The sequence below is a fragment of the Ochrobactrum soli genome, assembly GCF_003664555.1.
Classification (GTDB): Bacteria; Pseudomonadota; Alphaproteobacteria; order Rhizobiales; family Rhizobiaceae; genus Brucella; species Brucella teleogrylli.
The window spans coordinates 96,455-120,295 of record NZ_RCHH01000011.1 but is presented as its reverse complement, the minus strand read 5'-3'; the positions used below and the strand labels follow the sequence as shown (position 1 = coordinate 120,295).

The following is a 23,841-nucleotide window of genomic DNA, read 5'->3' as shown; positions in this document are numbered from 1 at the left end:
AACCTGAAGGCCGCAGGTTCAAATCCTGCCCCCGCAACCAAATCATCACAAAAGCCCCGCATAAACAATGCGGGGCTTTCCGCGTTCTAAGGGTGAATAAAGGAAGGGGAGGGCAGCAGCGGTCGAGGATGTGAAGTTTTACCTTGTTAGACCGGTACGAACCGCGATAAGCCGGTGATAGGTATCACACCTCAAGATGCATAATCTTATAGTTCTCCTTCCGATGGGGACCGGTTATGCCCTAATTGGACAAGCACTATGACCACGCATACCACCGGCCACGGCCTCAACGATCTTTCCTCGCTCATTCAGCAACTCTCGGACAAGGCGGAGCCGAATCTGATTGAGATTCGTCGCGATATCCACGCCCATCCGGAAACCGGTTTCGATGTGGAGCGGACGGCTGGTGTCGTAGCGCGCGAGCTGGAGCGTCTGGGCATTGAGCATCAGACGGGCGTGGGACGTACAGGTGTTGTCGGGTTGATCAAAGGTGGGCGTCCTGGACCGACGCTGGTTATCCGCGCCGACATGGATGCGCTGCCCATCGAGGAGCAAACTGGCCTGCCTTTTGCCAGCACGCATCAGGGCAAGATGCATGCCTGCGGTCATGATCTCCATACGGCGACACTGATCGGCATAGGCAGCGTACTCAAGGAAATCGCGCCGCGTCTCAGTGGTAATGTGAAGTTGATGTTCCAGCCAGCCGAAGAAACGCTGGAAAGCGGCGCCCGCGCCATGATTGCTGACGGTATTCTGGACGGTGTTGACTATGCGCTCGGTTTTCATAACCAGCCTGAAGAACCAACCGGCACCTTCACTTTTGTAGAAGGCGTGGCCAACGGTTCTTCGGACGAGTTCGACATCACCGTTCATGCGGCTTCCGGCCATGCGGCGCGTCCGCATCAGGCGGTCGATCCGATTGTCGCGACGGCGCAGCTGATCAATCAGTTGCAGACCGTGGTGTCGCGGGAAGTCGACCCGATGCACACCGCTGTGCTGACCATCGGCTCGATCCATGGCGGACACACGCATAATATCATCCCGGATGCGGTGACGCTGATGGGCACGGTTCGTTGTCAGGATGCCGCGACGCGCAATGTGGTCGAGGCCGCAGTGCGGCGCATCTGCGCAGGGCTTGAAGCCTCGATGCGGGTGCGCTGCGAAATCAATTATGTGCGTGGCGTGCCGTCAATGGTGTCCGATCCTTATTTGATCGAAACGACGGGCGCGGCCATTCGCGAACATTATGGCGATGTCTATTTCAAGCGCGGCGGCAGCCTCGGTTCGGAAGACTTCGCCCTGGTGGCTGAGAAGGTGCCGTCGTTCCAGCTGGGCATCGGTGCATCGCAGGAAGGCCGTAACGACAAGCTGCACAATTCCGATTATCAGCCCGACGAACGCTCCATTAAAAATGGTGTCGTTGCGCTTTCGCTGGCGGCGATCCGTATTCTTTCCTGATGCAAAAAAGGCGGCCATTTTGGCCGCCTTTTTCTTTTGAGATGAAGCGCGAGATCACGCGCAGAGATATTTGCTCGACAAAGCATGGATGTGATTGGTGCCGATACCGCAGCAACCGCCGATAATGCCTGCGCCGTTCTTCACCCAGCGCTTCGCCCAGCTGCCATAGGCATCCGGATCGAGATCGGTGCGTACTTCCGTCACCGTCGCATTGGCTTCTTCGTCGCCCTGCTGGGATGGAAATGCATTGGCATAAACCCCAACCGGAATGTCCTTGCCGAGTTCATCGAAGACGTTCTTTGCTGCCAGAATGGCGGCGTCCATCACTTCGGGCATGGCGCAATTGAACAGCAGCGCTTCTGCGCCGAGCTCGGCGGCAAGACGCGCACCTTCAGCGACGGTTTCGCCTGAACGAAGCTGGGCCTCGCCCATATCTTCCGGCGCAACATCATCGCGCAGCGTATAGGACACCCAGAGCGGCTTACCGGTGCCGCGCGTGGCTTCATGAGCGGCTTTCACTTCCGCGAGGCTGCTCTGGGTCTCAGCCAGCCAGAGATCGACTGATGGCGCAAGACCGTCAACCAGAACGCCGAGCAGTTCGCCCGCACGCGCCGGGTCGAACAGGTCCGGCTGGTAGGAGCCGAAAACCGGCGGCAGCGAACCTGCCACCTTCACGTCGCGGTCGGAGGCATCGGCGGCTTCGCGGGCAATCGTGCCGGAAAGGGCTGCAAGTTTGAGACCCTCGGCGGCAAAGCGCTCTTCGCCGATATGGAACGGCACCACGGCGTAGCTGTTGGTGGTGATGACGTCGGCACCGGCGGCAATATAACCGTCATGCACTTCACGCACGAATTGCGGGCCTTCGATCAAGGCAAGCGCCGACCACTCCGGCTGGCGGAACGGCGCGCCGACGCGCTCCAGCTCGCGGCCCATGCCGCCGTCGAGAATGATTGCCTTCTTGCTCATAATGTCGTGTCCTTTCAGAGATTATTCTGTGCCGTGCAGCTCTCGTCCGGCAATGATGCCGTCGAGCCAGCCGGGTTCCATTTGCGGAACGGAAGCCAAGAGCTTGCCGGTATAGTCATCGAAGGGCGGCGTTAGCACACTGGCCTTCGGGCCATAGCGCACCACCTGTCCGCGATGCATGACTGCAATGCTGTCGGCAATGGCGCGCACGATGGCCAGATCGTGTGTCACAAAGAGATAGGATGTGCCGGTCTCGTTTTGCATCCTGCGCAAGAGATCGAGTATCCCTTCAGCCACTAGCGGATCGAGCGCCGAGGTCGGTTCGTCACAGAGCAACAGCTTTGGTCGTGCGGCAAGTGCACGCGCAATGCAGACGCGTTGCTTCTGGCCGCCGGAAAGTTCAGCCGGATAGCGCTCCAGAACGGCCTGCGGCAGCTCGATGCGATCCATCAGTTCGGCCACGGCCTTGCGCCGGTCTGCGCGCCCCATGCCGAAATAGAACTGCAACGGGCGTCCGACGATGTCGGCAATGGTGCGGCGGGGATTGAGCGCCAGATCGGGCAACTGGCTGATCATCTGGATATTGCGCAGCGTTTCCTTCGACCGGCCTTCAAGGCGCGGCGACAGGATTGCGCCATCGAAGTGAATCTCACCGGCGATTGGCGGCAGAAGCCCGCACACCACACGCGCCAGCGTCGATTTGCCGGAACCGGACTCGCCGACAATGGCGAGCGTACGGCCCTTTTCCAGCTCCAGCGAGATATCGCTCAGAACCGGATTGGCCGGGTCATAGGCAGCGCTGATCTTGCTGACGGTCAGGAGCGGTTCGGCGGCCAGTGGCTTGCCTTCCACTTCCTTCTGGCGCACGGCAACCAGCTGGCGCGTATAATCTTCGCGCGGCGCGTCGAATATCTGGCGGACGGGACCTTGTTCGACCATGCGGCCATGGCGCAGCACCATGATGTCGTCGGCGATCTGCGCAACGACCGCAAGGTCGTGCGAGATATAAAGCGCTGCCGTGCCGGTACTCTCGATCGCCTTCTTGATGGCGATGAGAACTTCGATCTGGGTGGTGACGTCGAGCGCCGTGGTTGGTTCGTCGAAAACCACCAGATCGGGCTTCGGGCAAAGCGCCATGGCGGTCATGGCGCGCTGCAACTGGCCGCCTGATACCTGATGCGGATAGCGCTCGCCGAAATGCTCCGGGTCGGGCAGGCCAAGCATGGCAAAGAGTTCTATAGCGCGCTTTCTGGCTTCCGCACGCTTCATCAGCCCGTGCCAGACCGTGGCTTCGATCACCTGATCGATCAGGCGATGGGCGGGGTTGAAGGCAGCGGCTGCCGATTGCGCCACATAGGCGACACGGCTGCCGCGCATGGCCTGCATGTCCTTGCGCGACAGCGACAGGATGTTGCTGCCGTCGAGCGTCACGGTCCCGCCAGTAATCTGCAAGCCGCCGCGTGCATGCCCAAGGGCTGCAAGACCGATGGTGGATTTTCCCGCGCCGGATTCGCCGATGAGACCAAGCACCCGGCCTTTGGCAAGGGTCAGGTCGACCTTATCGACGACAAGGCCGTCGTCGGAGCGGATTTCCAGAGCGGTGATTTTGAGCAGAGGTTCAGCCATTATCCTGCGCACCTCGCTTCAGGCTCGATGTGCGCTGCAAGACCCAATCGACGACGAAATTGACGCTGATCGCCAGCGCCGCAATGGTGCCGCCGGGAATGAGTGCGGCGAAGACGCCGAACATCAACCCGTCCTTGTTGTCTTTTACCAGACTGCCCCAGTCGGCCACCGGCGGCTGTACGCCAAGGCCGAGGAAGGAAAGGGTGGACAGGAACAGGATTGCAAACACGAAGCGCAACCCGAATTCGGCCAGCAGTGGCGACAATGCATTGGGCAGAATTTCGTTGAAGATGATCCAGCCTTTGCTCTCGCCGCGCAACCGCGCGATTTCCACATAGTCCAGCACGACCACATCCAAAGCGATGGCACGGCTGACGCGGAAAACGCGGGTCGCTTCCAGCACGGCCATGACGGCGATGAGCACGAACACGCTTTTCGGCAGAACGGCGAGTACCACCAGTGCGAAGATCAGGGTCGGGATCGCCATCAGCAGATCGTTGGTGCGTGACAAAAGCTGGTCCGGCCAGCCTTTGGAGAGCGCAGCAAGAAAGCCGAGCGGCACGCCGATTGCAAAGGCCACGATGGTTGAGGCGGCGGCAATCGACAGCGTTAGCCGCGTGCCCCAGATAACGCGGGACAGAAGGTCGCGACCAATATTGTCGGTGCCGAGAAGAGCTTGCGGCGAGGGGCCTTGCCAGACAGCGCCCACCACTTCCGAAATTGGATGCGGTGCCAGAAAATCTGCGAAAATGCCGACGAACAGGAAGAAGGCGATGCCGCCGAAACCGATGATCGCCAACAGCGGCGAAGACTGTTTGCGCTTTTTCATCGCGGGTGCCTCAGCCGTGGATTGGTCAGGATCACAATAACATCGGCGATGATGTTGAGGCCGATATAGACGGCGGCAAAGATCAGGCCACAGGCCTGCACCACCGGCACGTCACGCTTGGCAACGTGATCGACCATATATTGCCCCATTCCAGGATAAACGAAGATGACCTCGACCACCACGACGCCAACCACCAGATAGGCTAGGTTCAGCGCAATGACATTGATGACCGGCGACAGCGCATTGGGTAAAGCGTGTTTCAAAAGAATGCGCCAGCGCGGCAGGCCTTTCAGCTGCGCAGTCTCGATATAGGGCGACGACATGACGGACAAAAGCGAGGCGCGCGTCATCCGCACCATATGGCCGGTCACGGCGATCACCAGCGTCATGCAGGGCAGGGCAACAGCCGTCAGACGCTGCCAGCCGCTCATCGACGACGTGACGAGCGCGCTTGATGGCAGCAGGCCGAGCGAGATCGCCAGATAGGCGATCAGAATATAGGCTACGAAGAATTCCGGCAGCGATATGGTGGCAAGCGTTGCCACGGCAATGCCCCGGTCGATCACCGTGCCGGCATAGAGAACGGAAATCAAGCCGAGCAGCAGCGCCAGCGGTATCGCGAACAGCGCCGACATGGCAGCAAGATAGAGCGTGTTCGACAGGCGCGGCGCGATGCTTTTGGCAATGTCCTGCCGGTTGGAATAGCTGCGACCGAGATCGCCTTGCACGGCATTGACCAGCCATTCGGAGTAACGCTGGATCGCCGGTCGCTCAAGGCCGAGTTCCTTGCGGATGTTTTCGACGGCCTGCGGGGTTGCCTGCTGGCCGAGCATGGCGGTTGCCACGTCGCCGGGCAGGATCTGCGTGCCCGCGAAAATGACCACTGAAATCGCCCAGAGCAACACGATACCGAGCAATACGCGCCGCACGATCAGCCCGAGAAGCGAGTTGCCGCGCAGAAAGCCACCGGAGCGTTTGCGTGAGGAAGGCCTATAGGCTCCCGCGACGGCGGCTTGCGCGTCGATATCGGGTCGCTCTGTCGGCATGTCTGTCATTCGTGGCTCAGTGTTGGGGCGTCGTTCTGCCCCGGAGAAAAGCTTGCGGCAAAAGGGGTCGCCCGGTTTTGGGACCTGCAACGTGTTAATGGTTCGCTGCGCCGCTGCCAAGCCCTGTTTGGGCTTCATTCCTATTTTCTATAAGTTTGCTTCCGGTTCGGAATGCGCCTCGAAGACGGGGAGGGCCTAAAAAGCAAAAATCCCGAACGAAGCCGGGATTTTGCGTGTGCCTTGCTGGAAACTGGAGCGGGCGAAGGGATTCGAACCCTCGACCCCAACCTTGGCAAGGTTGTGCTCTACCCCTGAGCTACACCCGCTCGCGCCAGTTTCGACCTGAAAGCGCTTCCGAAGGAAGTCGTTTCCGTCAGGCAGGCGGTATATGAACCAACGCTTTGCAGATTGCAACAGGCAAATCGAGCCTTTCGATGGAAAATTTTTCATCGCTGTGGATGAACGAAATCATGCTCCCAAACGGTGAGCGCCGAGGCGCGAAAAGCTGATTACCGATGCAAACAGCGCAAAGCCCGAAGCGATGAACAGGATATAGGGCGAGCCTTCCACGCCCCATTGCGCCAGCAGGAACGCCACGAAGGCAGCGCCCAGAGACTGGCCGAGCAGACGAGCGGTGCCGAGCATGCCGCTTGCAGCGCCGGAGCGCGCACGCGGCGTCGAGGTGATCATCATGCGGTTGTTCGGCGCTTGGAACAGACCGAAGCCGATGCCGCAAATGGCCATGCGCCAGCAAATATCACCAATCGTCGGATGGGCGGGCAACATGCCGACCAGCGCCAGCCCGGCAGCAAAAGTGATGAGGCCGAGCAGCCCGAGTATCGCCGGGGAATATTTGTCGGAAAGCTTGCCGGATAAAGGCGCGACCAATGCCAGCGCAATCGGCCATGGCATCATCAGAAAGCCCACCTCAATCGGCTTGAAGCCGAACACGGTCTGAAACAGGAACGGCAGCGAGATGAAGGCCATCATCTGCGCGAGGAACGACATGATCGACGTGCAGATCGAGAGCGTGAACACCGGAATGCGCAACAGATCGAGCGGCAGCAGCGGGTCTGTGGTACGCAGCGAGCGGCGTGTCAGCAAAATGCCCGCCACGAGACAGGCCACGGCCTGCAGCACGACGACAGTTTGACTGACCTCGTTGCCAGCACTGTCGATGGTCGTGATCAGAAGGCCGATGGTCAGGGCGCTGAGGATGGCGCTGACGACATCGAACTTGCGCGCCGAGCGCTCATTTTCCGGCAGGGTTCGTAAGCCCATCGCGACCGCTGCGATGCCGAGCGGAATATTGATGACGAAGAGCCACGGCCAGGTCAGCGAGGACAGGATGACGCCTGCGAGCGTTGGCCCGATGGTCGAAGAAACCGCCACAAAGAGGGCGTTGAGGCCGATGGCCGTACCGAATTTGGCCTGCGGAACGGTATAACGCAACAGCGCGGTATTGACGCTCATCAGCCCCGCCGCGCCCAATCCTTGCACGATGCGCGCGAGGGTCAGCGTTTCCAGCGAGCGCGCGAAGACGCAAGCCACCGATGCGACGGTGAACAGCGTCACACCCGCCAGATAGATGCGGCGATAGCCGTAGATTTCGCCAAGCGCTGCCAGCGGCAACAGGCTGATGACGATAGCGAGCTGATAGCCGTTAACGATCCAGATCGAGGCTGCGGGTCCGGCGGAAAAATCGGCGGCGATTGTCGGCAGCGCGACATTGGCAATGGTGCCGTCGATGACGGCAAGCGTCAAACCGACCATCAAGGTTGCCCATGCCCAATAGATTCTCGGCTTGGGCAATCCGTCCGGTGCGACGGACGTGCCTTGCTTGATGACGGTTTCGTGCTTCATGTCATTGACCAGTCTGAGGGATGGCGCCAACCTTAACCCGAAAGGGAAGGTGAGCAAGCTCTCTAACCCAAAAATGCCAGCCGAACATCGTTTTTGCCCGATAAATTGATTGGGTAACGCTATTGTGTGCCATTCGCTGGCGAAACCGGCAGGTTCATCACCCGCGCATAATGGCGGGGATTGAAGCTCAGATAGAGCGGGCAGATCGCCGCGACCAGAACAAGGTGCAGGATCCAGCCGGAAGCAAAGCCGCCGGTGATACTATGAAGAAGCGCGGTTGCGACGGGTCCAAGTGCTGCAATCAGAAAACCGCCGCCTTGCATCATGGCGGCCAGAGCGCCTGCTTCCTCCGGTTTCGGCAAATGGTCCAGCGAGGTGATCATCGCAAGCGCGAAGCTGCCGCCGAGGCCGGCACCACAGATCGCCGACCACAAGACCGGCGAGATGTCCGGCGCAAAGGCAAGCCCGGCAAATCCCACAACCTGCATCAAAAGGCTGAAAAGCAGCCATGGGCGGCGGTCGGTGCTGCGTCGTGCAAGCATGGGCAGGGCGAGGGCGCTCAGAGCCTGCGCAATCGCCATGGTCGCGACAAGGCTGCCCGTCGCCGAGGCTTCAAGCCCGAGTGTCTGATAATAAGGTGCAAGCCATGCGACCATTGAGGAATAACCGGCATTGACGAGGCCGAATGCGGCCATCAGCGCCCATGTGCGCGGACGCCGTAAAAGCGTAGCTGTAATGCCCGACTTCTGGCCTGCTGCTTTCGTTGTGCTTGGGGCCTCTTTCAGGATCGGCACGGCAGCGATCAAGGCGAGCACGGCAGGTATCGCCAACAAAGAGAGCGCATAGCGCCAATTGTGGGCGGCACCGGCAAACCATGGCGCCAATCGCGCACCCAGTGCACCCCCGCCCATGATGGTTGCAGAGTAAAGCCCGGTGATCGTGGCGATGGACGATGGAAATCTGGCCTTGATGAGACCGGGCATCAGCGCCTGTATCATGGCAACGCCAGCGCCGCAGAGAATGGCTGTGAATATCAGCGACAGGCCGTCCGGCACGATGCCGCGCAGCGCCGATCCGGCTGCGAGGATTGCGAGTGCTGCGAACATGCTTCGGCGCTTACCGAAAAGCGACTGGATGCGCGGCGTGACAAATGCGCCAAGCCCCATCAGCAGCATCGGCAGAAAAGTCAGGAGTGAAAGCGCACCAAACCCCATGCCTGTATCGGCGGCGATATCCGACAGAACCGGCCCGGGGCCCGTCAGGAAAGGTCGCAGGTTGAAACCGATCAGCGCGACGAGCGCGACAAGGGCAATGGGTGCGGTCCGATTACCGCCGGTGCTGGCAGGGTTGTTCTGCATGATGAGACTTTACTGGGTGTCTGTCCGGTCCTGCCATGCGCGCAGCAGGCGTTCGCCTTCTTCCGACGGGCAATGTTCAAAGCGGATACCGGTCTGCGCGCTGACGGGCTTGGCCAGTTCAGCAGCGATTTTGGCGGTGGAAAGGCCATAGGATTCGGCCTGTTCGTTGGAATTGGCGAACAGGATCTTGTCCACGCCTGCCATGCGCATGGCGGCATAGCACATGGGGCAGGGCTGGCCACTGGCATAGACGGCGCAGCCGTCGAGACGTGGCGATTGCAGGGCCTTGCCCGCCGCGCGCAGCGCCAGCAATTCGGCATGGGCCGTTGGGTCGCAATCGGCCTGCATGCGGTTGACGCCGGTGGCAATGACGTCGCCGTCCTTGACCACCACGGCGCCGAACGGGCGTCCGCCCTGATCGACATTGTCGAATGCCAGCGCTATGGCCTGATCGAGAAAGATCCGGTCGGTGTTCATTTCGCACCTGCCTTTTCGAGAAGGGCGACCATCGGTGCATAGCCGCGCTGGCGCGCATGCTGCAATGGCGTCACGCCGTCCTTGTCGGCGATGTTTACATCGGCACCGGCATCGATCAACTGCTTGACGATTTCGACATGGCGCTCGCCGCCATCGGCCAGAATGATAGCCTCCAGCAAGGCGGTCCAATGGAGATTGTTGACGTGATCGACTTTCACGCCCGCCGCAATCAGCGTGCGAACCGTCTCGACATGGCCACGTTCGGCTGCTGGGATGAGCGCCGTTCCGCCATAGCGGTTGGTGCTTGTCAGGTCGGCACCGTGCGCCAGTGTCAGTTTCAGGATTTCCAGATGGCCGCGCGCACCCGCATATAGATAGGGGCTGTCATTGATTGCGTCCTTGGCATTCACATTCGCGCCCGCCTCGATCAAAGCGCGTGCGACATCGATGTGATTGGCATGGGTGGCGGCGAGGAGGGCCGTTTCGCCATTCTTGCCGCGCACTTCAAGATCGGCTCCAGCCTTGATGGCGGCCTTTACGGCGGCGAGGTTGCCGGCTCTGGCTGCTTCGATAAGACCGGTTTCGGTTTGTGCGATGGCCTGATGGCCGGGCAAGGTGGGTTCGCTCATGACAATGGCTCCTGCAATCAATGCCAAGGCACTCAAGCTGAATAATGTTCGGCGCATTTACGGCTCCCTTGGTTGACGGTTTTCATACAGCGTGGTGGTTATATTTGAAAATTAAATGTTGAACTGATATCCAGTGGATTTATGAATATTAACTTCAATCTCGATCTGATGCGGGCCTTTGTGGTTGTCGTCGATAGCCGCAGCTTCACGGTTGCGGCGCAGCAATTGCATTCGACGCAATCGACCATCAGCCAGAAGATATTGCGGCTGGAAGAGGCGGCGGGGCAGGCGCTGCTGGAGCGCGCACGTCGCGATGTGCGACCCACCGATGCCGGGGAAAAGTTGCTCGGTTATGCGCGGCGCATGCTGCACCTGCATGATGAAGCCGCTGCCGCCATGACCGGCAGCGCGCTTGCGACGGTGTTTCGTCTGGGACTGCCGGAAGATTTCGCATCGCGACTGGTCACGCCTGCCCTGGCGGCGTTCATGCGCGAACATCCGAACATCAAGCTGGAAGTGACGAGCGGTCTCAGCCGCGACTTGCAGAAAGGTTTTGAAACGGGTGATTTCGATCTCGTCATGGTCAAGCAGAAGCGCGGCGAGACGGCAGGCAAAATGCGCTGGCCCGAACCTTTGACCTGGCTGGAGAGTGCGGACTTTCCGGTGTCTTCAATGTCGCGGCTTGAGCCGCTGCCGCTAGTCGCCTTTCCGCCGAACGGGCTTTATCGCAGCGACATGATGGAGGCGCTCGACCGGATCGGCAGGCCATGGCATGTGGTGTTCACCAGCTCCAGTCTGGTGAGCATTCAAAGTGCTGTGGCGGAGGGGCTTGGCGTCAGCCTGTTGCCGATGCGCGTTATGCTGCCCGCCCACCGCGCCGTGCCGGAGCTTGCGGGCCTGCCTGCGGTCGAACCGATGGAAATCGTCATCCGGCACATGGATCACGGCCCCGAACAAATCCGGCAACTGGCAGGGATACTGGCCGAAACCGTCGAAAACTGATGATGACCGTTTGAAGAAAACGACCGGGCGTGCCAACCCGACGCAATTTATCCGGTCAGCATACCTTCCAGAAATTTTCAGTCGTCAACAGCCTGCAATCTTTTCAGAAAAGTCGTTGAAATTCGGATTGACCGATTTTGTATCCAGGATATAGTTTGCGAAAAGTTGGGAGGCTTTTCGATTGGCGGCTTATGAATGGCGTAGTCAGACCCGTTTGCTGGACGAAGTGGCAGAGGCGCTTCGGGAGCGAATCTATGCGGGCGTTTATGCGCCGGGCGCGATCCTCCGGCAGGAGCATATAGCCACCGAATTCGGCATCAGCCGCACGCCCTTGCGGGAAGCCTTGCGTGTTCTGGAGCGCGACGGGCTGGTCATCCATCTGCCGGGCAGGGGGGTGCGTGTCGCCTCCGCCGATCTCACCCGCCTGATTGATGCTTATGCCGTGCGCGAAGTACTCGACGGTGTGGCTGCGCGTTTTGCCGCTGAACGGGCGAGCGATGCGGATATCGCCAGGCTGCGCACCCATGTCGCGGGTCAGTCGGCGGTGGTCGATCCGTGGGATGCCAAAGCCTATACCCAGTCCAATGTCGATTTTCATATGGCGGTGATGAACACGGCAGGTAATGCCTCGCTGATCGCCTTCGTGCCGTTGTTGCGCATGACATCGCAGGTTTTCGCGCCATCCTTTTCGCTATCGGTAGATCGTGCACGCGATGCAATCCGCGAACATGGCGCGATTGTTGAGGCCATTGCCGCGCGCGATGGCGAGCAGGCTGAGCGGCTGGCGCGGGCGCATATCCGCGCCACCACTGCAAGATTGGAGGCGGAACAGCCTCTTCGGGAGAATGAAGATGAAGCATGAGAACCAGACGGGAGGAGCGGGCTTGCTCCGTTACGGCAATTTTATCGCGGGTCAGTGGCAGGATGCGGCTGGCGGCGAGCATATCACGGTCAAGAACCCTTCCGATGGCAGCGATCTGGCGCTGATTGCGCGCGGCGCCAAGGCCGATATCGATCAGGCTGTAGCAGCAGCCCGCAAGGCGCTTTCCGGCGACTGGGGCAAGCTGACCGCGACCGAGCGCGGTCGTGTACTGCATCGCATTTCGGAAGAAGTGCTGAAGAATATCGACCTCCTGACGGATCTGGAATCGAAGGATGTTGGCAAGCCGGTCGGCCAAGCCCGCGCCGACGTGGTGGCGCTGGCGCGTTATCTCGAATTCTACGGTGCATCCGCTGACAAGGTGCATGGCGATACGCTGCCCTATCAGAACGGCTTCACGGTTCTGTCGATCTATGAGCCGCACGGCGTCACGGGCCATATTATTCCGTGGAACTATCCGATGCAGATTCTGGGGCGCAGCCTTGGCGCAGCATTGGCCATGGGCAATGCCGCCGTGGTCAAGCCTGCCGAAGAAGCCTGCCTGACCATTCTCGAATTTGCGCGCATTGCCGAAAAGGCCGGTCTGCCGAAGGGCGCGCTCAATGTGGTGACCGGGCTTGGCGCGGAAGCGGGTGCAGCACTCTCCGAACATCCCGATGTCAACCACATCTCGTTCACGGGATCGGTGCGCACCGGTGAAGCGGTACAGGCCGCAGCAGCGAAGAACACTGTGCCGGTGACGCTGGAACTTGGCGGAAAATCGCCGCAGATCGTTTTCGCTGATGCCGATCTCGACCGCGCTTTGCCGTTTCTGGTCAATGCCGGCATTCAAAATGCCGGTCAGACCTGCTCGGCTTCGTCGCGCATTCTGGTCGAACGCAGCATTTACGAAGATGTTGTCGCGCGCATGAGCGAACGCTACCGCGCATTGAAGGTTGGCCCTGCAAGTGCTGATCCGTCCGTCGGTCCGGTGGTGTCGCAGCGCCAGAAGGCGATTGTCGAAAGCTATCTGGATCTCGCCAAGGAAAGCGGACTGTCCATTGCCGCGCAAGGCGTGCTGACCGAAGACGCGCCGGAAGGCGGGGCCTATGTGTTGCCGACGCTGATCCGCGACGTGCCTGCCGATCATCGACTGGCGCAGGAGGAAATCTTTGGTCCGGTGCAGGTTATCCTGCCGTTCGATACCGAAGAGGAAGCCATCGCCATTGCCAATGGCACGTCCTACGGTCTCGTTTGCGGCATCTGGACCAAGGATGGCGGACGCCAGTTCCGCCTCGCCCATGCGATCCATTCGGGGCAGGTGTTCATTAACAATTACGGCGCTGGCGGCGGTATCGAACTGCCGTTCGGCGGCGTGAAGAAATCCGGCCATGGCCGCGAAAAAGGTTTTGAGGCGCTCTACGGGTTTGCCTCGCTGAAGACGATTTCCGTGTATCACGGTTAAGGAGAAGCATAGTGTCGCTTGAAGGTAAGGTCGCGCTCATTACAGGAGCAGGTTCGGGGTTTGGCGAAGGCATGGCGAAGCGCTTTGCTTCAGGCGGCGCAAAGGTCGTCATCGTCGACCGCGACAAGGCAGGCGCTGAGCGCGTCGCAGGCGAAATCGGCGATGCGGCGCTGGCCGTGGCTGCCGATATTTCCAAGGAAGCCGATGTTGATGCAGCGGTGGAAGCCGCGTTTTCGAAATTCGGCAAGGTCGATATTCTCATCAATAATGCCGGTATTGGCCACAAGCCGCAAAATGCCGAACTGGTAGAGCCGGACGAGTTCGACCGCATTCTCGGCGTCAATGTGCGCGGCGTCTATCTGATGACGCGCAAGCTCATCCCGCATTTCAAGGGCAATGGCGAAGGCGTCATTTTGAACGTCGCTTCGACGGGTGCTGGTCGCCCGCGCCCGAATCTTGCCTGGTACAATGCCACCAAGGGCTGGGTCGTTTCGGTCACGAAGGCGCTCGCCATTGAACTCGCACCGTCGAAAATCCGCGTCGTGGCGCTGAACCCGGTTGCCGGTGAAACGCCGCTGCTCACCACGTTCATGGGTGAGGACACGGAAGAAATCCGCAAGAAATTCCGCGATTCCATCCCGATGGGCCGCCTGTTGAAACCCGACGATCTGGCTGAAGCGGCGGCTTTCCTTTGCTCGCCCGCTGCCTCTATGATTACCGGGGTTGCGCTCGACGTGGATGGCGGGCGCTCGATTTAAATCCAGAAAGGTTGTAGGGGAACCATGGGTAAACTGTTTAAAGCCGGGCTTATAACGGCTGCGATGCTGGCATCGATCAACGGTGCGTTTGCAAAAGATACGCTGGTGGTCGGCGAAGTGCTGGAGCCGCCGGGTCTGGACCCGACCGCCAATGCCGCCGCCGGTATCCGGCAGGTTACCTATGCCAACCTTTATGAGGGTCTGGTGCGCATTGTCGAGGATGGCACGGTGAAGCCGCTTCTGGCTGAAAGCTGGACCGTCTCCGACGACAAGAAAACCTATACGTTCAAGCTGCGTCAGGGCGTGAAGTTCCATGACGGCACGCCGTTCGACTGCTCGGTGGTAAAATTCTCCTATGAGCGCGCCGTCGCTCCGGATTCCACCAATGCGCAGAAGGGCCTGTTTGCGCCGATTGAAAGCACGCAATGTCCTGATCCTGCGACCGCTGTTGTCACGTTGAAGCGCCCAACGTCGAACTTCCTGTTCAATATGGGCTGGGGCGACGCGGTGATGGTCGCGCCGAATTCGGCTGGCGACAACAAGACCAAGCCGGTCGGCACGGGTCCGTTCAAGTTCAAGCGCTGGGTGCAGGGCGACCGCGTCGAGTTGGAACGCAATGCGGATTACTGGGGTGAGCCTGCAAAGCTTTCCGCCGTCACGTTCCGCTTTGTGAGCGATCCGTCGGCAGCGGCAGCAGCCATTCTTGCCGGTGACATCGACGTATTCCCGATGTTCCAGGCGCCGGAGCTGATCAGCCGCTTCAAGAGCGACGACAAGTTGCAGGTTGAAGTGGGCGATACGGCGGGCAAGGTCATCCTGTCGTTGAATAATGCCAAGGCGCCGTTCGACAATGTGAAGGTGCGTCAGGCGCTGGCCTATGCCATCGACAGCAAGGCGCTGATCGAAGGCACCTATTCCGGTTTCGGCACGCCGATCGGTTCGCATTATTCGCCGGTCGATCCGGGCTATGTCGATCTCTCGCAGACCTATCCTTATGATCCGGCCAAGGCGAAGCAACTGCTGGAAGAAGCTGGCGTACCAGAGGGCACGTCGATTACCATCACGCTGCCACCACCGGCCTATGCGCGTCGTGGCGGCGAGATCATTGCGGCGATGCTGGCCGAGGTCGGCATTCAGGTCAATCTCGTGCCGATCGAGTTTGCGCAGTGGCTGGATCAGGTGTTCAAGCGGTCGGATTTCGACGCGACGATCATCGCCCATACCGAAGCGCGCGATCTCGATATCTATGCCCGCGACAAGTACTACTTCAACTACAATAACCCGGATTATAAGGCGCTCTACAAGTCTTATGCCGAGGCTGGCAGCGACGAGGAACAGCTGGAACTCGTCAAGAAGTTGCAGGAAAAGCTGGCCGCCGACGAGCCGAATGTCTTCCTCTATGCGCTGCCGAAAATCGGCGTCTGGAACAAGAACGTAAAAGGTCTTTGGAAGAACATGCCGATCCCGGCTGATGATCTGACCCAGGCTTACTGGGCCGAATAAGAACCTCCGCCCTGGCGCTTTGGCAAAGGGGCGGAAGACATAACGAATGGCCGTGCACCCCATAAATATAAGGGGAGGGCGTATGGTGAGTTGGAATGTGGAAAGCGGATATCCGTCTTTTCAAGGAGGTCGTTTTGCTGGCTTATATATCCGGGCGGTTGGTTTCGCTCTTGCTGACGACGCTTGCGGCTTCCGTCATCGTCTTTCTGTTGATGCAGGTGCTGCCGGGCGACCCGGCAGCGGTGATCCTTGGCATCAATGCGCAGCCTGAAACGCTGGCCGCGCTGCATGCCCAGCTCGGTCTGGATCAGCCGCTCTGGTGGCGCTATCTCACATGGATCGGCGGCTTTCTCAAAGGCGATTTCGGCACGAGCTATACCTATTCCGTGCCGATCAGCGAATTGCTCGGCCCACGCATCATGGTCACGCTGCCGCTGGCTTTTTTGTCGATGGTTCTGTCGGTCGCGGTCGCCATTCCGGTTGGTGTCTATGCGGCATCGAAGCGCGGCAAAACCGGCGACGTCGTCTCCATGGGGGTGGCGCAGGTTGGCGTCGCCATCCCGAATTTCTGGCTCGGCCTGCTCCTGATCCTGCTGTTTGCCTTGCAGCTCGGCTGGTTTCCGGCTTCGGGTTTCGCGGGTTGGGAAGGCGGTTTCTGGAACGGCATCCGCTCGCTGTTTCTGCCAGCACTGGCGCTGGCGCTGCCGCTTGCCGCCATTCTGGCGCGTGTCACCCGATCCGCCGTCATCGAAACGCTGGGTGAGGATTTCGTGCGCACCGCGCGTGCCAAGGGCCTGACGCGCAAGTCCGCGCTCTGGCGTCATGCGGTGCCCAATGCGCTGATCCCGGTCGTCACCATCATCGGCCTGCAATTTTCCTTTCTGCTGGCGGGAACCATCATCATCGAAAACGTCTTCAATTTGCCCGGCCTTGGAAGGCTGGTGTTTCAGGCCATCGCGCAGCGCGATCTCGTCACCGTGCAGTCGCTGGTGACGCTGCTTGCCGCTTCCGTGATCGCGGTCAATTTCATCGTCGATCTTGTCTATGGCTTCATCGATCCGCGCCTTTCGACGGGAGGCAGCCGATGAGCGACACGCAAATTCTGCCGAAGCCCGGCATTTTCCGAACGGTGCTTTTGAGCCGCAGCCTGACCATCGGGACGCTGATTACGGTTATCCTCGTTGCGATGGCGCTCATCTCCTTTTTCTGGACGCCCTATTCGCCGACGGCGATGAATTTTCGCGACAAGTTGCAGGGGCCGAGCCTCAATCATCTGTTCGGCACGGATAATTTCGGTCGCGACGTGTTTTCCATGATCATGGTCGGCGCGCGCAATTCCATCGCCGTGTCGATCATTGCCGTGCTTGTCGGTGCCGGGATCGGCATTCCGCTGGGCGCTTTCGCGGCGGCACGCGGCGGCATGGTGGACGGTTTCGTCATGCGCATGACCGATCTGGCTTTCGCCTTTCCCGCGCTGCTTACTGCCGTCATCATCACGGCGGTCTTCGGTCCCGGTGCGGTGAATGCGATGATCGCCATCGGCATTTTCAACATTCCGGTGTTTGCCCGTGTCACGCGCGGCGCGTCGCTGGGGCTGTGGAAACGCGAATATGTGCAGGCGGCCCGTTGCGCAGGGCGTGGCGATGTATCGATCACGCTTTTGCATGTGCTGCCCAATATCAATCATGTGCTGATCGTACAGGCGACGATCCAGTTCGCGCTCGCCATCGTTGCCGAGGCGGGCCTTTCCTATGTCGGTCTTGGCACCCAGCCGCCGATGCCAAGCTGGGGCAAGATGCTCAACGACGCACAGACCTTTATTTACGACGCGCCTTGGCTCGCCATTTTCCCCGGCCTCGCCATCACGTTTGCCGTGCTGGGCCTCAACATGCTGGGTGACGGATTGCGCGATGTGCTCGACCCGCGCGTGCGGAGGCAGAGATGACAGCACCCCTTCTTGAAATGGACAATATGTCCGTCGAGCTGCCCTTCGGCACTCGTTCCGCAGATATTGTCTCCGGCATCACGCTGACGCTGAACCGTGGCGAACGCCTCGGTGTCGTTGGTGAATCCGGTAGCGGCAAGTCGATCACCGCGCTTGCCGCCATGGGCCTGCTGCCGGAACGGATGCGTGTGCGCGGCACGTTGCGCTTCGACGGTCAGGACCTTGCCGCCACGCCGGAAGCGGAACTGTGCAAAATGCGCGGACGGCGCATGGCGATGATCTTTCAGGAGCCGATGACGGCGCTCAATCCGGTCAAATCCATCGGCGCGCAGATTGCCGAAGGCCGCCGTCTGCATTTGGGCGAAAGCCGTGCGGATGCCGAGCGTAAAGCGCGCGAACTGCTCGACCGCGTTGGCCTGCCTGCGCCGCGCTTCAATCTCGATCTTTATCCACACCAGCTTTCGGGCGGGCAGCGCCAGCGTGTGATGATCGCCATGGCGATTGCCTGCGAGCCGGACCTGCTGATCGCCGATGAGCCGACCACTGCACTCGACGTGACGGTGCAGGCGCAGATTCTTGATCTGATGGACGAACTGATCGACGAAACCGGCACGGCGCTGATGCTGATTACCCACGATCTCGGTGTGGTTTCGGAAATGACCGACCGGATAGCCGTCATGTATGCGGGCCGCATCGTCGAGACCGGACGCACGCAAGCCGTGTTTCAACGCATGGCGCATCCCTATGCACGCGGGCTGTTTGCAGCCTCGCCGCATGGCGCCGCCCTTGTGCGCAGTCACGCGACGGGCAAACGCCTGCGCCTTGCCGCCATTCCCGGCGTGGTGCCCGATCCGCTGACGCGTCCGCCTCATTGCACCTTCGCCGATCGTTGCGCCTTTGTGCAGGATGATTGCCGAAAGGCAATACCGGGTCTCGATTTCATCGCCGAGAATGACGGCATCGTGCATCGTGCCGCCTGCCTGCACTCGCGTGAAGGCGAGGTGGTTTCATGAGCCAGATGATTTTGCAGGTGCGCGATGTGGTGCGCGAATATCAGCTTCCGCGCGCGTCTTTCTTTTCGAGGCCGGGCTCCTTGCGTGTTCTGCATGGCGTCAATGTCGAGATCGAAGCAGGACAAAGCCTTGGCATCGTTGGCGAAAGCGGTTCCGGCAAATCCACGCTGGCCCGCGCCGTGATGGGGCTGGAACGTCCGCAGTCGGGTCAGATTCTCGTCAACGGGCAGGATATTTACGCTCTCGACCGCGCTGGTCTGCGCGAGGCACGCAAAGGCTTTCAGGCGATTTTTCAGGACCCCTATGGCTCGCTCGATCCGCGCCATACGGTGAAGCGGATTATTTCCGAGCCGATTGTGTCGCTTGAAAGCGGCACGAGCGCCAAAGATCGCGACGACCGTGTGGCGGAAGTGCTGGAAGCGGTCGGCCTGCCCAAAGCATCGGCGGAAAAATATCCGCATGAGTTTTCCGGCGGGCAGCGCCAGCGCATAGCCATTGCCCGCGCTTTGATCACCAGACCGGCGCTGATCGTGGCCGACGAGCCGGTCTCCGCGCTCGACGTTTCCATTCAGGCGCAGGTGTTGAATCTGATGATGGATTTGCAGGAAAAGTTCGGCCTTTCCTATCTCTTCATCAGCCATGATCTCGGTGTGGTGCGCGCAATTACCGACCGTGTTGCCGTGATCTATCGTGGCAATATCGTCGAGCAGGGACCGACCAATGCGGTGTTCGACAATCCGCAACATGACTACACGCGGGCGCTGGTCGATGCCGTGCCAAAACCTTTTTCCGGTCGCCGCAAGCGCGTGCGGCGATCCGATTCCACACTGAAATTGCCTGAGTGATTTGAGGAAATATCCAATGTCGAATCTTGCCGATTTGTCAGCCGTTGAACTCGTGTCCGCCTATCAGGCGAAGTCGCTTTCGCCGGTCGAAGTCACGGAAGCCGTCATCACCCGCATCGAAGCCTATGAGCCGAAGCTGAACGCGCTTTGGGCCTATGACCCGGATGCTGCGCGGGCGGCGGCCAGGGCTTCCGAAGCGCGCTGGGCGAAGGGTGAACCAGCAGGCCCCATTGATGGTGTGCCGCTGACGATCAAGGAAAACATTGCGACCGAGGGAACGGCGGTTCCGCTTGGCTGCGCGGCGCTGCCGCTGAAGCCTGCCGCCGCTGATGCCCCACCTGCGGCCCGTACCCGTGAGGCTGGCGGCGTGCTGCTCGCCAAGACGACCATGCCCGATCTCGGCATGTTGTCTTCGGGGCTGTCGAGCTTCCACAAGCTTGCGCGCAATCCATGGGACCTCGGCACCAATCCGGGCGGTTCAAGCGCCGGTGCAGGCAGTGCCGGTGCCGCTGGTTATGGTCCCTTGCATATCGGCACCGATATTGGCGGCTCTATCCGCCTGCCGGCTGGCTGGTGCGGTCTCGTTGGATTGAAGCCGTCCTTCGGGCGTATTCCGATTGATCCGCCATTCCTCGGTCGCGTGGCCGGTCCGATGACGCGCACGGTTGCCGACAGCGCGCTTTACATGTCAGTGCTGTCGCGTCCGGACCGTCGCGACGCCATGAGCCTGCCCTATCAGGACATTGACTGGATGGACCTCGCCCTCGATGTGAAGGGGTTGAAAATCGGTCTCTGGCTCGATGCCGGTTTCGGCGAGCCGACCGGCGATGAAACCCGCGCCGCGGTGGAAGCAGCCGCGAAAGCTTTCGCCGATGCGGGCGCGATCATCGAGCCGGTTGCGCCGTTCCTCAATCGCACCATGATCGACGGTCTCGACCGCTTCTGGCGCGCGCGCTCCTGGGCCGATGTGAAGAAGATGACGCCGGAAAACCGCGCGAAAATCCTGCCTTACATCTATCAGTGGACCGAGACCGCCGAAGGCTTGAACGGCGAGGAGGTCTATTCCGGCTTCGCGCAGATCGACGCAATGCGCCATGCGGCGCTCGCCGCGTCCAAGGATTTCGACTTCATCATCTCGCCGACTGCTCCAATGCCGACGTATCCGGCGGAATGGGCATCGCCGATCAACGATCCGCAGCGTCCGTTCGAACACATTGCCTTTACAGTCGCGATGAACATGTCGGAACAACCGGCGATCTCGATCAATTGCGGCTATACATCGACGGGCCTGCCGATCGGCCTGCAGATTTTCGGCCAGCGTTTCGATGATCTGGGCGTGTTGCGGATGGCAAAAGCGTATGAGGGGATGCGGCCTGCGCAGAAGCCTTGGCCGGTTCTCGGCTGATCCATAGAGGCGAGATGATCGCCAACCCCGCATCCCTCACCCTGAGGAGGCGCGAAGCGCCGTCTCGAAGGGCGAGGGGGGCTGCAAGGCCAAAATTTTGTCCCGTCTCATCCTCACCCTTCGAGACGGTGTCCTTCGACAAGCTCAGGACACCTCCTCAGGATGAGAGGGGACGCTGAGCGGCCCTTCTTATCTGTTGGGCCTGAGCGGCGCGCGTTCCTTGTAGCGGTCCACGGCGGTGAGCTTCTGGATGAGCGGCTCGGCGTCGCGCCAGCCGTAAATCTCGGTGCGCAGATAGTCGAGTTCGGCTTCGAGTTCGTCTTCGCCGATTTCGGTCCACCATGATTTCGGACGACCGTCGCTGCCGTCCGACCAGCGATAGCGACGCTCCTTCAGCTTGTCCTTCATTTCGAAGGGGCTGTTCTCGGCATAGATGCGCAGGCGCGATTTCTGGCTGGCTTGCAGCAGTTCGGCAAAGGGCGTCACATCGCCGGACTGTTCCTTCAGCACCGCAAGCAGCGCCTGACAATCATCCTCGGCGCGGTGCCCGTTATGGAAATACCCGCTCTGGCCGATCAGATAGCCAAGCTTGGTGCCTTCGAAACCGCGTGCGGTCCAGTCGATTTCCTTGACAGAACAGGCCCACGGCTTGTTGGCGAAGACCGGTGAGAACCGCTCCAGAAACGGACGGTCGAAACCGGCATTATGCGCGATGATCAGATCGGCATCGGCGATCAATGCTTCCAGCTCCGCCAGCGGGATCGTCTGCCCCTTCACCATCTCATCGGTGATGTTGGTGATACGGGTAATGTCTGCCGGGATCGGCTTTGATGGTTCCTGCAAAGCGCCGAAGGTGGCGCAGACATCGCCAATCGAGCCGTCATCGGCGTAGCAGAAGGCGACGGCGCCGATTTCGATGATTTCTTCCTGCGCGGCATTCAGTCCAGTCGTTTCCGTATCCACGACAACGCCAAGGCGAGGGAAGGCCATTCTGTCGGCATCAGGCACCACAGGCAGAGGATCGAGTCGTTGCAAAATGCGATAACGCCCGCTGTCGTTCAGCTGACGCACCATTTCCGCCTCGTTCAAGGCAGGTGCTTTGCCGATGTCGCGCTTCGGTTTCGCGCGGGCAGGACGCAGCTCCGCCCGTTCTTCCCCAGCCTTCGCAGCGGGAGTAAAAAGGTCGAACTGGTGGCGCATCGAAATTCTCCAAACAGAGCGTCACCGGCCAGATTGAGGCCGGACCCGCTCGAATAGCATGGGCACAGGATGACATTTAGCCTTTTCCAGACCAAGCCTTCATTCGCATTAGTAACAGGTAATAATGGCCGGAAATGGCTTCAAGCGCATGCTGTTTGACTTTCGCGAGCAATAACTGGGGATAAACATTATGCGCCTATTTAAGAATAGAATTCAGCGTTTGCGTGGAGGTCATTGTTTGCAATTTTATATTAGCGCTTCCTTTATTTAAATAAGTGAATATTTTATTCTGTAACTATTAATTGTGCTACAAAAGTTAATTTGACTCATATGTGCAATTGCACTTCCAGATGGGCACCACTACTTGTTGAATTATAATTCAATCGATTTTTGGTTCGGCTTCTCGTGAAAATTGTTCCCTCTTTGCTGATCATGCTGTTTGCGGTCGCGATGTCGAGTCTATGGGTGCTCGACAGGCGGCGGACGCATATGCTGCTGTTCGGCCTGAGCTTTGCAGCATTTTCGCTGGGGCATTTCGTACAGATTTCACCGTTTCTGCCCAATCTGCGCCATACATTCCTTTTGGCAATCTTGCTGCAATTTGCGGCTGGCTGGCTGTTCTGTCAGGCGGTAATGGTGCGGCTGGGGCGCGGCTTTCCGCCGAGAACCGCGTCGCTGATCACCATTTCGACGCTGGCGGTCGTCGGCCTCCTTGCATGGTATGGCGCGATCTACAGCTATCTGGTCGTTGCTGCCAATATCGGCCTTGGAACGCTGGCCGCTCTTTTGTGTGTGTATGCCCGGCGTGTGCCGGGCGACCGGTGGGTGGAATCTGCGCTGCGTCTGGTGCTGGTGCTGCTGGCGGCGCATTTCTTCCTGCGCAGTGTCTTCACGATCATCATGCTCGATGATGTGTTGAGTCCCAGGCAATTGCTGTCCTTGCCTTATTGGTCATGGGTGACGGTGGCTGCGTCGATGGGCGGCGTGCTGCTCGGCCTGTTCATTCTGACGGTGGCCGCGCTCGATATCATCGACAAATTGCGCAATGAACGCGATGCCGATCCGTTGACGGGCCTTCTCAACCGGCGTGGCATGGAACAATGCGCAAAGCGCGCGCTGGCGCAGGCTCCGCTGGACGCGACCCATGCGGTCATCATTGCCGATATCGATCATTTCAAGGCGATCAACGACCAGTTGGGCCATGCGACCGGTGACCGGGTGCTGGTCGAGTTTGCACATCTGCTGCAGTCGTTGGTCGGAAAGGACGCGCTTGTCAGTCGTGTCGGCGGCGAGGAATTCGTTCTGCTGGTCGCGGGCAGCGCCCAATATTGCGAACGCTTCGCCAAGCGACTTTGCAACCGGGTTGCCCGTCATGACTTTGCGGCGCTGCCCAGTGGTCGTCATGTGACATGCAGTTTCGGTGTCGCCATGCTGCGTCGCAACGAAACCTTATGGCAAACGGTGTCCCGGGCCGATCTTGCCTTGATGCGCGGCAAGCATCGCGGGCGCAATCGCACGGTGACCGAGGGCAAGGAATTCCCCGAAATTTCGGACGATACGCCGCCCCCTTATCGCCTGACGGGTTGATGAGGCG

At 59.9% G+C, this 23,841-nt stretch carries 21 protein-coding genes and 1 tRNA gene; 12 read left to right on the top strand and 10 right to left on the bottom strand.

Translation table 11 applies throughout. The features are described from left to right. The first annotated feature begins 258 nt into the window (after positions 1–258). Positions 259–1,458, top strand: a complete 1,200-nt coding sequence (locus D8666_RS17665; RefSeq protein WP_121538881.1) for a M20 metallopeptidase family protein — start codon at positions 259–261, stop codon at positions 1,456–1,458. Between the two features lie 54 nt (positions 1,459–1,512). On the opposite strand, the gene D8666_RS17660 is transcribed toward D8666_RS17665, so the two are convergent. The 9 genes from D8666_RS17660 to D8666_RS17620 form a co-directional block, all read right to left on the bottom strand. Further along, positions 1,513–2,424: a homocysteine S-methyltransferase family protein gene (locus tag D8666_RS17660; protein ID WP_121538880.1), complete on the bottom strand. Its 912-nt coding sequence runs from the start codon at positions 2,422–2,424 to the stop codon at positions 1,513–1,515. 21 nt (positions 2,425–2,445) lie between these two features. After that, complete coding sequence (locus D8666_RS17655) at positions 2,446–4,050, bottom strand: ABC transporter ATP-binding protein (RefSeq protein ID WP_121538879.1); 1,605 nt, start codon at positions 4,048–4,050, stop codon at positions 2,446–2,448. After that, positions 4,043–4,879, bottom strand: a complete 837-nt coding sequence (locus D8666_RS17650) for an ABC transporter permease (RefSeq protein ID WP_121538878.1) — start codon at positions 4,877–4,879, stop codon at positions 4,043–4,045. Before D8666_RS17650 ends, D8666_RS17655 begins: the two co-directional genes overlap by 8 nt. Beyond that, positions 4,876–5,925 carry an ABC transporter permease gene (locus D8666_RS17645; RefSeq protein ID WP_121538886.1) on the bottom strand — a complete coding sequence of 350 codons (1,050 nt, stop codon included), beginning with the start codon at positions 5,923–5,925 and terminating at the stop codon, positions 4,876–4,878. The genes D8666_RS17650 and D8666_RS17645 overlap by 4 nt, the downstream gene beginning before the upstream one ends. Before the next feature lie 251 nt (positions 5,926–6,176). Beyond that, positions 6,177–6,251: transfer RNA gene (locus tag D8666_RS17640), tRNA-Gly, on the bottom strand. Positions 6,252–6,393: 142 nt separating this feature from the next. Continuing rightward, on the bottom strand, positions 6,394–7,788 hold the full coding sequence (locus tag D8666_RS17635; protein WP_121538877.1) for an MFS transporter: 1,395 nt from the start codon (positions 7,786–7,788) through the stop codon (positions 6,394–6,396). Positions 7,789–7,907: 119 nt separating this feature from the next. Beyond that, complete coding sequence (locus D8666_RS17630; RefSeq protein ID WP_121538876.1) at positions 7,908–9,146, bottom strand: cyanate transporter; 1,239 nt, start codon at positions 9,144–9,146, stop codon at positions 7,908–7,910. A gap of 9 nt (positions 9,147–9,155) precedes the next feature. After that, positions 9,156–9,623 carry a nucleoside deaminase gene (locus tag D8666_RS17625; RefSeq protein ID WP_121538875.1) on the bottom strand — a complete coding sequence of 156 codons (468 nt, stop codon included), beginning with the start codon at positions 9,621–9,623 and terminating at the stop codon, positions 9,156–9,158. Further along, a complete protein-coding gene (locus D8666_RS17620) occupies positions 9,620–10,252 on the bottom strand; it encodes an ankyrin repeat domain-containing protein (RefSeq protein ID WP_235858997.1) in 633 nt (210 codons plus the stop codon). The genes D8666_RS17625 and D8666_RS17620 overlap by 4 nt, the downstream gene beginning before the upstream one ends. A 141-nt stretch (positions 10,253–10,393) precedes the next feature. Between D8666_RS17620 and D8666_RS17615 the strand changes: the two genes are divergently transcribed. The 10 genes from D8666_RS17615 to D8666_RS17570 all read left to right on the top strand — a co-directional run bounded on the left by D8666_RS17615 (position 10,394) and on the right by D8666_RS17570 (position 21,047). Next, complete coding sequence (locus tag D8666_RS17615) at positions 10,394–11,254, top strand: LysR family transcriptional regulator (RefSeq protein WP_121538873.1); 861 nt, start codon at positions 10,394–10,396, stop codon at positions 11,252–11,254. Positions 11,255–11,435: 181 nt separating this feature from the next. Beyond that, positions 11,436–12,116, top strand: a complete 681-nt coding sequence (locus D8666_RS17610; RefSeq protein ID WP_105542576.1) for a GntR family transcriptional regulator — start codon at positions 11,436–11,438, stop codon at positions 12,114–12,116. Further along, entirely contained in the window at positions 12,106–13,578 is a 1,473-nt protein-coding gene (locus D8666_RS17605; RefSeq protein WP_121538872.1) for an aldehyde dehydrogenase family protein, read from the top strand. The genes D8666_RS17610 and D8666_RS17605 overlap by 11 nt, the downstream gene beginning before the upstream one ends. A gap of 11 nt (positions 13,579–13,589) precedes the next feature. Then, on the top strand, positions 13,590–14,336 hold the full coding sequence (locus D8666_RS17600; protein ID WP_121538871.1) for an SDR family oxidoreductase: 747 nt from the start codon (positions 13,590–13,592) through the stop codon (positions 14,334–14,336). 24 nt (positions 14,337–14,360) lie between these two features. Then, positions 14,361–15,839 carry an ABC transporter substrate-binding protein gene (locus D8666_RS17595; protein ID WP_109369691.1) on the top strand — a complete coding sequence of 493 codons (1,479 nt, stop codon included), beginning with the start codon at positions 14,361–14,363 and terminating at the stop codon, positions 15,837–15,839. Between the two features lie 134 nt (positions 15,840–15,973). Beyond that, on the top strand, positions 15,974–16,927 hold the full coding sequence (locus D8666_RS17590; RefSeq protein WP_109370302.1) for an ABC transporter permease: 954 nt from the start codon (positions 15,974–15,976) through the stop codon (positions 16,925–16,927). Then, positions 16,924–17,784 (top strand): ABC transporter permease, encoded by an 861-nt coding sequence (locus tag D8666_RS17585; RefSeq protein ID WP_109369690.1) that lies wholly within the window; start codon positions 16,924–16,926, stop codon positions 17,782–17,784. The genes D8666_RS17590 and D8666_RS17585 overlap by 4 nt, the downstream gene beginning before the upstream one ends. Continuing rightward, complete coding sequence (locus D8666_RS17580) at positions 17,781–18,797, top strand: ABC transporter ATP-binding protein (RefSeq protein ID WP_109369689.1); 1,017 nt, start codon at positions 17,781–17,783, stop codon at positions 18,795–18,797. Before D8666_RS17585 ends, D8666_RS17580 begins: the two co-directional genes overlap by 4 nt. After that, positions 18,794–19,642 (top strand): ATP-binding cassette domain-containing protein, encoded by an 849-nt coding sequence (locus D8666_RS17575; RefSeq protein ID WP_109369688.1) that lies wholly within the window; start codon positions 18,794–18,796, stop codon positions 19,640–19,642. Before D8666_RS17580 ends, D8666_RS17575 begins: the two co-directional genes overlap by 4 nt. 16 nt (positions 19,643–19,658) lie before the next feature. Then, positions 19,659–21,047, top strand: coding sequence for an amidase (locus D8666_RS17570; RefSeq protein ID WP_109369687.1), 1,389 nt, complete (start codon positions 19,659–19,661; stop codon positions 21,045–21,047). A 189-nt stretch (positions 21,048–21,236) separates the two neighbouring features. On the opposite strand, the gene D8666_RS17565 is transcribed toward D8666_RS17570, so the two are convergent. Continuing rightward, positions 21,237–22,247 carry a 3'-5' exonuclease gene (locus D8666_RS17565; RefSeq protein ID WP_109369686.1) on the bottom strand — a complete coding sequence of 337 codons (1,011 nt, stop codon included), beginning with the start codon at positions 22,245–22,247 and terminating at the stop codon, positions 21,237–21,239. 450 nt (positions 22,248–22,697) lie between these two features. Here D8666_RS17565 and D8666_RS17560 point away from each other — a divergent pair, with 450 nt between their 5' ends. Then, a complete protein-coding gene (locus tag D8666_RS17560; RefSeq protein ID WP_235858996.1) occupies positions 22,698–23,834 on the top strand; it encodes a GGDEF domain-containing protein in 1,137 nt (378 codons plus the stop codon). Positions 23,835–23,841 lie beyond the last annotated feature (7 nt).

Coding starts and splice junctions, on each gene's coding strand:
- D8666_RS17560 (WP_235858996.1), top strand. CDS start 22,698: ATGTCGAGTCTATGGGTGCTCGACAGGCGGCGGACGCATATGCTGCTG.
- D8666_RS17660 (WP_121538880.1), bottom strand. CDS start 2,424: ATGAGCAAGAAGGCAATCATTCTCGACGGCGGCATGGGCCGCGAGCTG.
- D8666_RS17665 (WP_121538881.1), top strand. CDS start 259: ATGACCACGCATACCACCGGCCACGGCCTCAACGATCTTTCCTCGCTC.
- D8666_RS17605 (WP_121538872.1), top strand. CDS start 12,106: ATGAAGCATGAGAACCAGACGGGAGGAGCGGGCTTGCTCCGTTACGGC.
- D8666_RS17585 (WP_109369690.1), top strand. CDS start 16,924: ATGAGCGACACGCAAATTCTGCCGAAGCCCGGCATTTTCCGAACGGTG.
- D8666_RS17580 (WP_109369689.1), top strand. CDS start 17,781: ATGACAGCACCCCTTCTTGAAATGGACAATATGTCCGTCGAGCTGCCC.
- D8666_RS17650 (WP_121538878.1), bottom strand. CDS start 4,879: ATGAAAAAGCGCAAACAGTCTTCGCCGCTGTTGGCGATCATCGGTTTC.
- D8666_RS17575 (WP_109369688.1), top strand. CDS start 18,794: ATGAGCCAGATGATTTTGCAGGTGCGCGATGTGGTGCGCGAATATCAG.
- D8666_RS17630 (WP_121538876.1), bottom strand. CDS start 9,146: ATGCAGAACAACCCTGCCAGCACCGGCGGTAATCGGACCGCACCCATT.
- D8666_RS17570 (WP_109369687.1), top strand. CDS start 19,659: ATGTCGAATCTTGCCGATTTGTCAGCCGTTGAACTCGTGTCCGCCTAT.
- D8666_RS17595 (WP_109369691.1), top strand. CDS start 14,361: ATGGGTAAACTGTTTAAAGCCGGGCTTATAACGGCTGCGATGCTGGCA.
- D8666_RS17655 (WP_121538879.1), bottom strand. CDS start 4,050: ATGGCTGAACCTCTGCTCAAAATCACCGCTCTGGAAATCCGCTCCGAC.
- D8666_RS17615 (WP_121538873.1), top strand. CDS start 10,394: ATGAATATTAACTTCAATCTCGATCTGATGCGGGCCTTTGTGGTTGTC.
- D8666_RS17625 (WP_121538875.1), bottom strand. CDS start 9,623: ATGAACACCGACCGGATCTTTCTCGATCAGGCCATAGCGCTGGCATTC.
- D8666_RS17620 (WP_235858997.1), bottom strand. CDS start 10,252: ATGAGCGAACCCACCTTGCCCGGCCATCAGGCCATCGCACAAACCGAA.
- D8666_RS17565 (WP_109369686.1), bottom strand. CDS start 22,247: ATGCGCCACCAGTTCGACCTTTTTACTCCCGCTGCGAAGGCTGGGGAA.
- D8666_RS17635 (WP_121538877.1), bottom strand. CDS start 7,788: ATGAAGCACGAAACCGTCATCAAGCAAGGCACGTCCGTCGCACCGGAC.
- D8666_RS17645 (WP_121538886.1), bottom strand. CDS start 5,925: ATGCCGACAGAGCGACCCGATATCGACGCGCAAGCCGCCGTCGCGGGA.